This is a genomic window from Mesorhizobium sp. RCAM 05104 (genome assembly GCF_059683645.1).
On the sequence record NZ_CM185033.1, the window covers coordinates 1,503,116 to 1,515,458 of the forward strand.

11 protein-coding genes and 1 pseudogene are annotated in these 12,343 nt (G+C 62.9%); 1 reads left to right on the plus strand and 11 read right to left on the minus strand.

All coding sequences use genetic code 11. The features are described 5' to 3' along the window. Positions 1-46: 46 nt before the first annotated feature. Positions 47-1,375, plus strand: coding sequence for a dicarboxylate/amino acid:cation symporter (locus AC56QP_RS07695; protein WP_489860252.1), 1,329 nt, complete (start codon positions 47-49; stop codon positions 1,373-1,375). 173 nt (positions 1,376-1,548) lie between these two features. Here the strand turns inward: AC56QP_RS07695 and AC56QP_RS07700 are convergent, their stop codons facing one another. The 11 genes and pseudogenes from AC56QP_RS07700 to AC56QP_RS07750 form a co-directional block, all read right to left on the minus strand. Continuing rightward, a complete protein-coding gene (locus AC56QP_RS07700) occupies positions 1,549-2,571 on the minus strand; it encodes an ROK family protein (RefSeq protein ID WP_489860251.1) in 1,023 nt (340 codons plus the stop codon). After that, positions 2,568-3,290, minus strand: coding sequence for a ribulose-phosphate 3-epimerase (locus tag AC56QP_RS07705; protein WP_489860250.1), 723 nt, complete (start codon positions 3,288-3,290; stop codon positions 2,568-2,570). The genes AC56QP_RS07700 and AC56QP_RS07705 overlap by 4 nt, the downstream gene beginning before the upstream one ends. Next, the gene (locus AC56QP_RS07710) at positions 3,287-4,120 is read right to left on the minus strand and encodes an alpha/beta fold hydrolase (RefSeq protein WP_489860249.1); all 834 of its coding nucleotides are present in this window, start codon (positions 4,118-4,120) and stop codon (positions 3,287-3,289) included. Before AC56QP_RS07710 ends, AC56QP_RS07705 begins: the two co-directional genes overlap by 4 nt. Continuing rightward, positions 4,120-4,937: pseudogene (locus AC56QP_RS07715) on the minus strand (sugar phosphate isomerase/epimerase family protein). Before AC56QP_RS07715 ends, AC56QP_RS07710 begins: the two are co-directional and overlap by 1 nt. After that, on the minus strand, positions 4,937-6,013 hold the full coding sequence (locus AC56QP_RS07720) for a Gfo/Idh/MocA family protein (protein WP_489860248.1): 1,077 nt from the start codon (positions 6,011-6,013) through the stop codon (positions 4,937-4,939). Before AC56QP_RS07720 ends, AC56QP_RS07715 begins: the two are co-directional and overlap by 1 nt. Positions 6,014-6,024: 11 nt before the next feature. Then, positions 6,025-6,846, minus strand: coding sequence for a sugar phosphate isomerase/epimerase family protein (locus tag AC56QP_RS07725; RefSeq protein WP_489860247.1), 822 nt, complete (start codon positions 6,844-6,846; stop codon positions 6,025-6,027). A gap of 63 nt (positions 6,847-6,909) precedes the next feature. Further along, positions 6,910-7,752, minus strand: coding sequence for a carbohydrate ABC transporter permease (locus AC56QP_RS07730; RefSeq protein ID WP_489860246.1), 843 nt, complete (start codon positions 7,750-7,752; stop codon positions 6,910-6,912). Between the two features lie 5 nt (positions 7,753-7,757). Then, positions 7,758-8,654 carry a carbohydrate ABC transporter permease gene (locus tag AC56QP_RS07735; RefSeq protein WP_013896871.1) on the minus strand — a complete coding sequence of 299 codons (897 nt, stop codon included), beginning with the start codon at positions 8,652-8,654 and terminating at the stop codon, positions 7,758-7,760. A gap of 133 nt (positions 8,655-8,787) precedes the next feature. Next, the gene (locus tag AC56QP_RS07740) at positions 8,788-10,035 is read right to left on the minus strand and encodes an ABC transporter substrate-binding protein (RefSeq protein WP_489860245.1); all 1,248 of its coding nucleotides are present in this window, start codon (positions 10,033-10,035) and stop codon (positions 8,788-8,790) included. A 122-nt stretch (positions 10,036-10,157) separates the two neighbouring features. Continuing rightward, positions 10,158-11,303, minus strand: a complete 1,146-nt coding sequence (locus AC56QP_RS07745) for an ABC transporter ATP-binding protein (protein WP_489860244.1) — start codon at positions 11,301-11,303, stop codon at positions 10,158-10,160. 88 nt (positions 11,304-11,391) lie between these two features. After that, positions 11,392-12,342 (minus strand): PfkB family carbohydrate kinase, encoded by a 951-nt coding sequence (locus tag AC56QP_RS07750; protein WP_489860243.1) that lies wholly within the window; start codon positions 12,340-12,342, stop codon positions 11,392-11,394. Position 12,343 lies beyond the last annotated feature (1 nt).

The following is a 12,343-nucleotide window of genomic DNA, read 5'->3' on the forward strand; positions in this document are numbered from 1 at the left end:
TCACGCAGGGCGGTGCATTTCCGCCCCATCCGGCAGGGAGAGTTCGATGCACATCGCAGACCAATCAGGCGCGCCTTCCGCGCAGCGCAAGCCTTTCTATGCCCAACTCTACGTGCAGGTGCTCGTCGCGATCACCGTCGGTATCCTGCTCGGCCACTATTATCCGTCGATCGGCGAAAGCATGAAGCCGCTCGGCGACGCCTTTATCAAGCTGGTCAAGATGATCATCGCCCCGGTCATCTTCCTGACCGTAGCGACAGGCATCGCCGGCATGAGCGACCTGCAGAAGGTCGGCCGTGTCGCCGGCAAGGCGATGCTCTATTTCCTCACCTTCTCCACGCTCGCCCTCATCATCGGCCTCGTCGTGGCCAATGTCGTGCAGCCGGGCGCCGGCTTCAACATCGACCCGGCGACGCTCGATGCGTCCACCGTCAGCACCTACGCCGCCAAGGCGCACGACCAGTCGGTCACCGGCTTCCTGATGAACATCATCCCGACGACCATCGTCGGCGCCTTCGCCGATGGCGACATCCTGCAGGTTCTGTTCTTCTCGGTGCTGTTCGGCATTGCGCTGGCGCTGGTCGGCGACAGGGGCACGCCCGTCCTCAATTTCCTGCAGGCGCTGATGGCGCCGATGTTCAAGCTGGTCAGCGTGCTTATGAAGGCCGCGCCCATCGGCGCCTTCGGCGCCATGGCCTTCACCATCGGCAAATACGGTATCGGCTCGGTCATCAACCTCGCGATGCTGGTCGGCACCTTCTACGTGACGTCGCTGCTGTTCGTGTTCGTCGTGCTCGGCGCCGTCTGCCGCTACAACGGGTTCTCCATCCTGGCGCTGATCCGTTACATCAAGGAGGAGTTGCTGCTGGTGCTGGGCACCTCCTCGTCGGAAGCCGCCCTGCCCTCGCTGATGGAAAAGATGGAGAAGGCCGGCGCCAAGCGCTCGGTGGTCGGACTGGTGATTCCGACCGGCTATTCCTTCAACCTCGACGGCACCAACATCTACATGACGCTGGCGGCGCTGTTCATCGCGCAGGCGACGAACATCCATCTGTCGATCGGTGACCAGATCCTGCTGCTGCTGGTTGCCATGCTTTCCTCGAAGGGCGCCGCCGGTATCACCGGGGCCGGATTCATCACCCTTGCCGCCACGCTTTCGGTCGTTCCATCGGTGCCGGTCGCCGGCATGGCGCTGATCCTCGGCGTCGACCGCTTCATGTCGGAGTGCCGGGCGCTGACCAATTTCGTCGGCAACGCCGTCGCCACGCTGGTCGTCGCCCGCTGGGAAGGCGAACTCGACGAGGCCAAGCTGGCCAGCGCTCTGGCGGGCACGGCGGACGACAGCCTGCCGGCGGACGTCGTTCCCGCCGAGTAATCGGCGCGCTTTGATGCCAATCAACGGCCGGAGGCCTACAGCCTCCGGCCGTTGCCGTACAAAGATCGTAGTGATGTCAGACGGTACCGGTCTTGCTGAGCGACGCCAGCGCCTTGACACCTTTGATCACCTCCACGCCGCCGTAGGACTTGCGCACACCGCGCATCTTGAGCTCAGCCATTGAAGTCCCTCCTTGCGTCAGGATACGTGCTTGGGCCGACAGGCATGCGTGTCGCCAAAGTGCCGACGTCGTCGAACAGGACGAGGCTGGCGGCGCCGACGAGCCCGGCGTGGCGGCCGAGCTGCGCCTGGACGACCGGCACGTCGCGATAGGCGCGCATGGCCCGCTGCTTGATTGTCGCCTCGATGACAGGCAGCATAAGGTCGAGCCCATTGGCGATGCCGCCGCCAACGACCAGCACATCGGGCGAATAGAGATGCAGCAGATTGGTGAAGCCGACGCCCAGCCAGCGCGCTTCCTCCTCAAGCAGGGCCAAAGCGAGGTGGTCCTGTAGCCGTGCCGCGTCGACCACGTGACGACCTGTCACTTCCGCGTTCGCCGACAGGCGCCGCAAAGTCGAGCCGTCACCAGCGGCCGTGGCGGCGGTCGCGCGACGGCCAAGTGCTGTTCCCGAGGCGATGGCCTCGAAGCAGCCGACGACGCCGCACACGCAACGCTCGCCTTCATTGGTGATGGTCATATGGCCGATCTCGGCGGCAAGGCCGCGGCGACCGTGCAGGATGCGCCCATCGACGACGACGCCGCCGCCAATGCCGGTGGAAACCGTGACGAAGACCAGCGAGCGCGCACCGTGGCCAGCACCGAAACGCCATTCGCCGAGCGCGGCGGCGTTGGCGTCGTTCTCCAGCCGCACCGGCAGACCGAGCCGCCGTTCGAGGATATCGGCAAGCGGCACATCCAGCCAGCCGGCGAGCGTCGGCGGCCCGACCGCGATGCCGGCGAGCGGATCGAGTGGTCCCGGCGCACCGACGCCGACGCCGACAACGGCGAGCCCCGGTGCCTCGGCATGAACGGTCGCGGCCAACGCCTCGATCTGGCCGATCACCACGTCGGGGCCGGCCTGCGCCTGCGTCGGCACCGCCGCGAATGCCAGGATCTTGCCGTCGCGGTCGACCAGGGCGGCGCGAAGCTCGGTGCCGCCAAGATCGATCGCGAGGGCAGCTTCAGTGCTCATGCCGCTACCTTCAGTCCGTGCAGCCAGCCGATGCGGCCGGCCAGATCCTTGTCGCCAAAGGCGAGCGAACCGAGAACCACCGTCTCGGCGCCGGCGGCACGCAGCAACGGCACGGTCTCGTGGCGGATACCGCCGTCGGCAGCCAGAACCACGGCCGCCTCGCGGCCGGCTTTTCTCAGGATGGCGCGGGCGGCGCCAAGCCTGTCACAAGCTTTTTCCGACAGGCTCTGGCCCTTGACGCCGATTGCCGTGCCGAGAAGCGTGACGAAAGCGACCTCGGAGACGAAAGGCGTCACCTCTTCCACCGGCGTCTCCAGCCTCAGCACGACACCGGCTTCGGCGCCGAGCTCGCGGGCCAGCCGAACGGCGCGCAATCCCGCCTCGCCATTCTCGGCATGGACGCTGATCATGTCGGCGCCGGCCTCGATGAACTGGCGCGTCTGCGCCTCGACTATGTCGGCATCGACCATCAGGTGGACATGAATCGGTTTCGCCGTGAGCTTCGCGATGCGGGCGACGAGGTCGGGGAAGAACAGGAAGGATGGGGCAAAATGCCCATCCGCCACATCGATGTGATGAAGGTCGACATAGGGCTCGATGCGCTTCAGGTCGCTCTCGAAATTGACGAGGTCGGCGGACCACAGCGAGAATTCAGCGATCATGCGATCGCGCGGCAATGCGGCGATGGCGGCCGGGCCTGAGAGTGGTTTCGAGATCATGGCTGGTCCTGTTTGTTGAAACGATCGTCGAGGAAGCGGGTGATGGCGGCGCGGACCTCCGTGAAATGGCGATCCTTGTCGGTGGCCTTCGGCGTCACCTCGACAAAGGCGGCGTTGGGAATGGCGTCTGCGAGGCTGCGAGCGATCGCCAGCGGATGAACGAGGTCAATGCCGCTGCCGATGACCAGCGTGGGGATTGCGAGGCCGGAAGCAGCCGCCCGCGTGACGCCAGGCCCATCGTCTGCGATCGCCTGCATGACCTCGGCGAAAACTGTCGCATTTTCACGCGCGAAGAAGCCGAGCAAGGACACGAGATTGTCCGGTGCTCCAGCGCGAAAGCGGGCGGCGGTGGCGGATGCCGCGAAGGCGTCGCGCGCTTCATCCAGCGGACGGCTGCGGATAAGCTCCGCCACTTCCGTGTAAGGGCGCATATTCAGCGGCGCTGCGTCGAAGGCCCAGGCAGGGCGCACGAGTACCAGGCCAATGACGCGTTCCGGGTAACGGCTCGCCAGGTTCAGCGCGATTGCCGCGCCCATCGAGATGCCGCCGGCGACAAAACGGTCGAGGCCGGCCGCATCGGCGGCGGCCAGAACGTCGTCGGCAAACATGGCGATCGAAAAAGGGCGACGGCCGCCGGAGCCGGAGCCGCCTTGCGCGCGGCATTCGACGGTGAGCCGCCGGCGTGACGGGCTGTCGGGAAAGTTCTGCGCCACCTGCGCTGCATCGCCGCCGAGACCATGCTGGAAGACGACGGGAAGCCTGCCCTGTACCGTATCGAAGACACGAAGTGCTGCATCGTCGCGAAGCATGATCGCCGGCGCGGTACCCATCAGAGGAGCCTCCGCAGGAAGGCGGCAACAGCGGGGGCTTCGTCGGTGGACAGCCCGTGGGTGACAAGCGCCCCCCGAAGTCCACGGCCTTCAGCCGCGCGACGAAATCCGGAAAATCGACGATGCCTTGTCCTGATGTGGCAAAGCGGCCGTCGCCGTGACGGTCCTTGGCATGGGCCATGGCGATGTGGCCGGCCGCCTTGTCGATCGCAGCGGCGACGACGGCGCGCGCCTCGTCCGGCGTCGCGTGCTCGAACAGGTTTGCCGGGTCGAGCACGATCTTCAGATGCTTTGATCCCATCTCGCGGATCAGCTTTGTCGCATCCTTCGCCGAGGTGACGATGTTGGCCTGCTCGGGCTCGATGCCGAGATCGACGCCGGCGGCTTCGGCCAGCGTCAGCGCCTTCTGCATCTCGGCGGCCATGTCGGACCATGCTGCCGGTGTGGCGTTGTCCGGATGGTACGCCCATTGATCGGCGGCATTGCGCGAGCCGGTGCAGAGCGTGACCAGCGGAATGTCGAGGGCGGCCGCGGTCTCGATTACGACCGCAAGACGTCGAAGACCGTCGTCACGGACGGCCTTGTCGGGATGCGCCATGTTGTAGGTGCCCGATAGCGCGGCGAGGGAAACACCGGTCGACCGTGCGGCTGTGCGGATCGCCGCGACGGCATCCGCCGACACTGCGTCCGGCATCGATGGCAGGCCGGCGCAAGCGAGATTGAACTGCGTCGTCTCATAACCCGCTTGTCGCACCGCCATCAGCACCGCGGCCGGTTCGGTACCAGGAAAGGTCTTGGCGAAAATGCCGAGACGCATCAGACCGCCCCCGAAACCGAGGCGAGCTCGACCCGCTCGCTGGTCTCCACAGACCGGGCAATCGCGACCATGGCGCGGATCGACGCGATGCCGTCCTCGACATTTGCGCCGCGCATCGGCGCGCCGTCCAGCACGGTTTGGGCAAGCCCCTCCAGCTGCCGGCGGAAGAAATGGCCATCGGCGCCGAGTGGCTTGTGGGCCGTGGCGGTCTTCTCGTGAAAGATCTCGACCTCGCTGGCGCGGAAATACCAGGGGTTGAAGGTCTTGGCGATGATGGAACCGTTTTCGCCATAGAGCTGAAAGCCCTCGTGCCAGTCCATCCGCACGGCCACCGTCAGATCGAGATGGCCGAGCGCGCCGCTGGCGAATTCGGTTTCGACGAACCAGCAATAGGCGCCGAAGCGTTCGTTGAGGCGGGCGCGCACGGCGACGATATCACCGCACAGGAAGCGTGCCGTGTCGACGAGATGCGAGCCGTGGGCCAGCATGAAGTATTGCCTGAGATCAGCCTTGGGATTGCCCGCCGGCTTCCGCGCGAGCTTGCTGGTGACGGGCAGCGGCTGCACGGCATCGGTGTTGGTGTAGCGGTGGGTGGAATCGCAGTACCATGCCTTCAGCGCCAGGACGTCGCCCATCTCGTCGCGGACAAAGTCGCGCGCGGCCTCCAGCGCCGGATCGAAGCGCTTCATGTGCCCGACCTGCAGGACCTTGCCGGAACGCCTGACCGCCTCCGCCAGCGCCTCGCCTTCCTCCACCGAGGTGCCGATCGGCTTTTCGCACAGCACATGCTTGCCGGCGTCGAGCGCCCTGATCGACATCGGCACGTGATAGGCGTCCGACGTGGCGACGATCACCGCCTCCAGTTCGGGATCGGCGAGCATCGCGTCATAGTCGGCATACATCTTTTGCGGCTCGTAGGTGGCGCCCATGCGGGCGAGCAAATCGGGCGCCGCGTCGCAGATGGCGTAGAGATCGGCATTGGCGGCCTTCGTGCAGGATTGCAGATGCGCGAACTGCGCGATGGGGCCGCAGCCGAGCACACCGACCCTGAGGCGTCTGTCTTGTTTCTTGATCATCGTCTCGTTCTTCAGGCGCCGTAGCTGCGCATCGTCTGGCGGTTTGTCTTCACCGCGCCGGCGGGGTCGGCGGCGGCCGTGTCGGATTCCTCTTCGAGCACCAGCCAGCCGTTGAAGCGCGGCGCGGTGTTTGCGATCTCGATGACCTCTGGGGTGTCGCAGACGCCTTGGCCCAGCATCGCCCAGGTGCCGTTGGCATCGACGTCCTTCAAATGGATGTAGCGAATGCGGTCGCGATAGGTGCGCAGCGTGTCGGCCATGTCCTTGTGGCCGCGCAGGATATGGCCGGTGTCCGGCACCCAACCGACCAGATCGGGGTCGAGCAAGGCAAAAATCCTGTCATAGTCGGCGCGGTCGAACAACAGCGTGTTGTGGTGCGAGCTCGGATGCACCGCCACCTGGACGCCGGCCTTGCGCCCGAGTTCGCCGGCCCTGTTGTAAATCTCCGCAGCGATGGCGAACTTGCCGTCGCGCGGCCCGTCGGAGACCACCGTCGCCGAGCCCATCGACACCAGCGCACCCGGAAAGGCGGCGGCGAAATCGATCCAGCGTTTCGCGGTCTCGAGGTCGGCACCGACCTGCTCCTTCAGCGTGAAGCCGCTCTTCGAGCCGAAGGCGAAGGAGACGAGCGTCAGCCCGGATGCCTTCAGCGCGGTCGCGAACTCCGCCGGCTTATCGGCATAACGGCCGATCATGGTGTCGGTGATCTCGATGCCGGAATAGCCGCCATCGGCGATCGCCTTCAACAGATCATCGGGGCCGCCGGCAAAACGGTCTCCCAGCATTTCCCAGGTGAAGGTCTGGCAGCCGACTTTGAGGTCTTTCACGTTCATCCTTTCAATCCTTGATACCGCTTATTGCTTGATGCCATTCTGCGTCGCCCTGGGAAGGACATCCTACTTGACCGAGCCGGCGGTCATGCCGGCGAGGAAGTACCTCTGGGCAACGAGGTAGATGAGCAAGAGCGGTAGCGAGCCGAGCACGCTCATCGCCATCATCTGGTTCCATTCGAAGGCGTGCTGCCCCATCAACAGCTGGATGCCGATCGGGACGGTGCGCATGGACGTTGACTTCGTCAGCGTCAGCGCAAAAAGAAATTCGTTCCAGCACAACAGGAAGGTGTAGACCGACGTCGCCACGATACCGGGCAGTGAAATCGGGACGACAACCCGCCAAAGCGCTGTCCAACTGGTGCCGCCATCTACAAGCACGGCTTCATCGAGATCGCGGGGCAAGGTGTTCAGATATCCCGTCATCAGCAGGATCGCATACGGCAGTGTAAACACCAGGTAAGTCAGGATCAGTGCGACGTAGGTATCGAAGATACCGTATGAGACGACAAGCCCGAAGAAGGGGATCAAAAGTGTGATCGGCGGAATCGTCTGCGTGCTGATGATGAGTGTGTTCAGGCTGCCCTTGCCGCGGAAGTTGAAGCGGCTGAACCCGTAGGCCGACAGCAAGGCGATCAGCACCGTTAGCACGGTCACAGCTCCCGCCACGAAATAGCTGTTGAAGAAGAAGCGCAGCTTTACCGGGTCGCCAAGGATGGCTGCATACGCTTCCAGCGTGAAGGCCTTCGGCAGGATGGTTGGTGGTAGGGCAAAGATTTCGGTGTTCGATTTGAACGAACTGCTCAGCATCCAGTAGATCGGGAAGGCCGCGAAGAACAGTCCAACCGCAAGAGCAACATGCAGCGCGACGGTGATCAGCTTGTCTTTGCCAGAGTTTCGTTTCCTCATGGTGACTACCGAGCCTTTTGATAACGGATGTAGAACAGCGTCAGGCCGAGGGAGATCAGCAGGATGACCACGGCGCTCGCCGACGCCTGTGACAGGTTGTAGCTCGAAAACGCCAGCTTGTAGGTGTAGGTGCTGAGGACCTCGGTCGAGTAGATCGGGCCGCCGCCCGTCGTTATCCAGATCAACGGGAAGACCTGCATGGTCCAGATGAAGTCGAGCAGCGAGATGCTGATGATGATCGGCATCAGCTGCGGGATGGTGATGAAAATCAGCTTCTGGTAGGCTTTTGCTCCGTCGATATCGGCGGCCTCGTAGAAATCCTTGGGAATGCCCTGCAAACCCGCGAGCAGGCTGACCATGAAGAGCGGATAGCCCGCCCAGATGTTGGCGAAGGTGACGGCGTGCAGCGCAGTCTCGGGCGAGGAAAACCACTCGACCTTGGAACCGATGATGCCCAATTGCATGAGAATGCTATTCACGACGCCGTTCGGCTCGAGCAGGAGGCGCCAGATCACGGCGATGATCACCGCGGTGAACAGCCAGGGCAGTATGTAGAGCACGCGCAGAATATTGCGCAGTGTCGGATTGATGCGGTCGCTGTTCAGCATGAGCGCGAACACCATGCCGATGGTCATGTGGAAAATGACGCTCATGCATGTGAAGTAGAGCGTGTGCCACAGTGAAGCCCAGAAGACCGGGTCGTCGAAGATCGCCTGGTAATGTTTCAGCCCGGCAAAGGATGGGTCACGACGCAGCACCGCGCTGTTCTGGAACGAGTAGGCAATCACCGTCACCATCGGCAGCAGCATCAGAAGCCCGATTATGAGCAGCGATGGCGACAGATAGAGATAGGGTGCGACCGCTCGTTTCAGCTTGTGGTGGGAGCGCTTTTGCCGGGTCATGTGCCAACCTTGGGATACGCCTTCATGAGAAGGTAAGCTTCAAAAACAGGTCCATCTCAAATTGCCGATCCGTTGTTGCCGGGTGGCCTGCCCGAAGTCAGGCCACCCGGTCGAAGAAACGGGAACAGGCCGATCAGAATTTCGCCATCCAGCCCTTCTGAGCGGCGGCGGCGGCTTGTTCCGGAGACTGCTCGCCGGCGAGCATCTTCTGGGCTTGCACGTCGAACTGGGTCATCAGGTCTTCAGCCACCGGCAGGCCCGTGAACTCATTGGCGAGATAACCGGTCTTGAAGATTTCAAAAGCCTTGGCGAAAGCCTTGTCCGAGGTCACGAAATCGGGCTTGGCGTTGACGTTACCCGGGAAGGCGTTTGCAAGCGACACGAGCTTGGCGTTCACCTTTTCACTCATCAGATATTGGACGAGTTTCCAGGCCTCCTCCTGATGTTTCGAGGCAGCGGAGATGCCGATGCCCCAGGAGGCATAGGGAAGGCCGCGCTTGCCAGTATAGTTTTCCACGACCGGGACCGGGATGAGGTCGAAGTTCAGCTTGGGATTGCGCTTGCGGATGAGGTTCACATGCGCGAGAGAGTCGATCATCATCCCGACGCGGTCGTTGACGAATTCCTCGACCTTTTCCTGCTCGGTCTTGGTGGCGATGCCGGGCGAGATGGTGCCGGCGTCGTTGAGTGATTTGACGAAGGTGAGCATATCCACCACCGGTTTGCCCTCAAGGTCCGGCTTGCCGTTCGCCATCATCGACTGCCCCGAAGCCCAAACCCACGACATCATGTCGTTCTGGACGCCGGATGGTGTTTGCAGCGACAGGGGCAGCACCCAGCCATACTGGTTCTTGTCGGCGTGCGTCATCTTCTTGGCGGCTTCGAGAAACTCCGCACGGGTCGACGGCAGTTTGGTTACGCCAGCCTGGGCGGCGAGGTCCAAATTCACGAAGACCGGATAGACGAAGGAAGCGACGGGAAACATCACCGCCTTGCCGTCTACCTTGATGATGTCCGCGACTTGGGCTTTGTCGAACTTGCTCGCATCCATCATCGGGTTCATGTCGGCGAGCGCACCCTGCGCATTCAGATTGTTCACCCAGGCGCCGTCGAGCCCGACGACGTCGCTGAGCGTTCCGGTTGCAGCACCAACCGAGATCTGGTCTCGCGTGGTCGCATAGGGGCCGCTGACCAGCGTCACCTTGATGCCGGGATTCGCGGCCTCGAAATCGTCCATGATTTTCCGCAAGGAGCCAGCGGGCAGTTCAGGCTCCCACCATTGGGTGAATTCCAGCGTGGTGTCCGCCATAGCCGCGGTTGCGCCAAGCAACCATGCTGCCGCGGCTATTTTCAGCATCGCGGGCTTTATCCGAAACGTCATTTCTTCTCCTCCTTCTTTGGGATCGACCGCACAATGCAGCCGATCGTCTGCTTCATTCAGAAGTCTTCTTACGAGTACTTCGTAGGCGCCTCGCCCTCGCCTGCGGGCTCTGCCACAATTCTTCAGATCGCCAGATGCGTCTCGGGATCGAAGAAATGGAGCTTGGTATCATCCAGGGCCAACCGGATTTCCGAACCGGAGCGGACTGTGCTGTCCGGTTCGAATCTCGCCACCGCATTCGACGTCAGGCCGAAATCCTGCACCGCGTCGGGGTCGCCGGAGTCCACCCTGACCGCGTCGATGTTCAGATGGACGATATGTTCCGACCCGAGTTCTTCGATCGAGGTCACCTTTGCCGGTATCGTCTGATACTTGCGGCCGGATTCGAGGCTGCTGTCATAGAGATCCTCCGGTCGTATCCCGAACACGACCTTGCGCTCCGCATACGACTTCAAACCCGGCCTGCGCACGAAAGCTGCATCCTGCAGCCGAATCGCAAAGGCGCCGGACATCAGTTCGCCGCCCGTCATGGTCGCCTCGAAAAGGTTCATCGAGGGAGAACCGATAAAGCCGGCAACGAAGGCGTTCACCGGCGATTCGTAGAGCCTCTTGGGTGTGTCGACCTGCTGCAGCACGCCGCCCTTCAGCACGGCGACCCTGTCCCCCATCGTCATCGCTTCGGTCTGGTCGTGGGTCACGTAAATGGTCGTCACGCCGAGCTGCTTTTGCAGGCGGGTGATTTCGGCGCGCATCTGCACGCGCAGTTTCGCGTCCAGATTGGAAAGGGGTTCGTCCATGAGAAAGGCTGCCGGCTCGCGCACCATGGCGCGGCCCATGGCAACCCTTTGACGCTGTCCGCCGGAAAGGTTGGCGGGTTTGCTGTCCAGCAGAGACGTCAGTTGAAGGGTCTTGGCGATCTCGTCGACGCGCTTCTTGCGTTCGGCCTTCGGCTTGCCTGCCAGCCGCATCGAAAAGCCGATGTTTTCGAACACCGTCATATGCGGGTAGAGGGCGTAGCTCTGGAAGACCATCGCGATGTCGCGGTCCTTGGGCGGCATGTCGACGACGTCGGTACCGCCGATCCGAAGGCTGCCACTGGTGACGTCCTCCAATCCCGCGATCATCCGCAACGCGGTCGATTTGCCACAGCCGGACGGCCCGACGAGAATCAAGAACTCGCCATCCTCGACCGACAGGTTCAATTGGTCGATTGCGTGAAAATTGTTCCCGTATGTCTTGCAGATATTTTCAAGAACGACTTCCGCCATATTCCTCCCTCCACAAGTATAAGCCACTGATTTTTATGATTATCCTGGGCTTATCTTCACCTGCGAAATACTTCCTCGGATAGTTCGACTATGTTCCGGTATCGAGTTGCGCATATTTCAGTTCGACTGCCGACGGCGCGTTCGTCGACGCCAGGAGTTCCGTTACCTGGTCGTCGGTCGGAAGCGCCTCGCGCCCGCCACGCCCCGTTATCGAAAGGGCCGCCGCCGCGGCAGCGAATGCCACCCGGCCGGCGGTGTCGGCACCGCGCGTCAATGCATGGGCATAGGCGCCATGAAAGCAGTCACCGGCACCGGTCGAGTCGACGACGACAACCCGGTGTGGAGGCAGGTGCCAGAGCCCTTTCTCATCGCGTCCGCGATAGTACACGCCCCTGCCACCATCGGTCAGAACCACGGCGGACCGCGACGGCAACCACAATGCATCGAGCATCTCGGCGGGCGATCGGCACCCCGTGGCAGTCCGCGCAAAGCCGAGTGGAAGAATGAGATGGTCGCAGAGCGCGATCAGCCGCTCCGTGGCCGGGCCGCCGCTCCATTCGATATCGCCGAGGATCGCAAGGCCGAGATCGCGAGCCCGAGCCACGACATCCAGCGACCGGATCGCATAGCTATCGACGATCAGGACGGTCGCGCGGCTGAGAACCTCGTCCGGAAAGTCCGGCGCGGTGCCCAGCATCGCTTCGTCGTCATACGCGATGAACCGCTCCCCATCCGAACCGACGGTGATCCGCGAGCGCACCGGGCGCGCGTCGGCGTGGCGCGGCGCGAACGCGGTTTCAACACCGCTCTCAATGAGATCACACAGCACGGCGTCGTCGGCGGCACTGCCCAGCCATCCGACGAACCCGGCGCTTCCGCCGAGCCGTGCGACGGTGGCAAGCGCCGTCGCGACATTTCCCCCGAACGCCCGGGCACTTTCAAGAACCTTCCCTTTGCCTGCCGACAACGGCTGATCGACATAGACGATGTCGTCGATCGCAATAGCTCCGAAGCCGAGGATTGAAGGGACGGTGGGCATC

Excerpts from the sequence above, each read along its gene's own strand:
- AC56QP_RS07695 (WP_489860252.1), top strand. The coding sequence starts at position 47 with ATGCACATCGCAGACCAATCAGGCGCGCCTTCCGCGCAGCGCAAGCCT.
- AC56QP_RS07700 (WP_489860251.1), bottom strand. The coding sequence starts at position 2,571 with ATGAGCACTGAAGCTGCCCTCGCGATCGATCTTGGCGGCACCGAGCTT.
- AC56QP_RS07705 (WP_489860250.1), bottom strand. The coding sequence starts at position 3,290 with ATGATCTCGAAACCACTCTCAGGCCCGGCCGCCATCGCCGCATTGCCG.
- AC56QP_RS07710 (WP_489860249.1), bottom strand. The coding sequence starts at position 4,120 with ATGGGTACCGCGCCGGCGATCATGCTTCGCGACGATGCAGCACTTCGT.
- AC56QP_RS07720 (WP_489860248.1), bottom strand. The coding sequence starts at position 6,013 with ATGATCAAGAAACAAGACAGACGCCTCAGGGTCGGTGTGCTCGGCTGC.
- AC56QP_RS07725 (WP_489860247.1), bottom strand. The coding sequence starts at position 6,846 with ATGAACGTGAAAGACCTCAAAGTCGGCTGCCAGACCTTCACCTGGGAA.
- AC56QP_RS07730 (WP_489860246.1), bottom strand. The coding sequence starts at position 7,752 with ATGAGGAAACGAAACTCTGGCAAAGACAAGCTGATCACCGTCGCGCTG.
- AC56QP_RS07735 (WP_013896871.1), bottom strand. The coding sequence starts at position 8,654 with ATGACCCGGCAAAAGCGCTCCCACCACAAGCTGAAACGAGCGGTCGCA.
- AC56QP_RS07740 (WP_489860245.1), bottom strand. The coding sequence starts at position 10,035 with ATGACGTTTCGGATAAAGCCCGCGATGCTGAAAATAGCCGCGGCAGCA.
- AC56QP_RS07745 (WP_489860244.1), bottom strand. The coding sequence starts at position 11,303 with ATGGCGGAAGTCGTTCTTGAAAATATCTGCAAGACATACGGGAACAAT.
- AC56QP_RS07750 (WP_489860243.1), bottom strand. The coding sequence starts at position 12,342 with ATGCCCACCGTCCCTTCAATCCTCGGCTTCGGAGCTATTGCGATCGAC.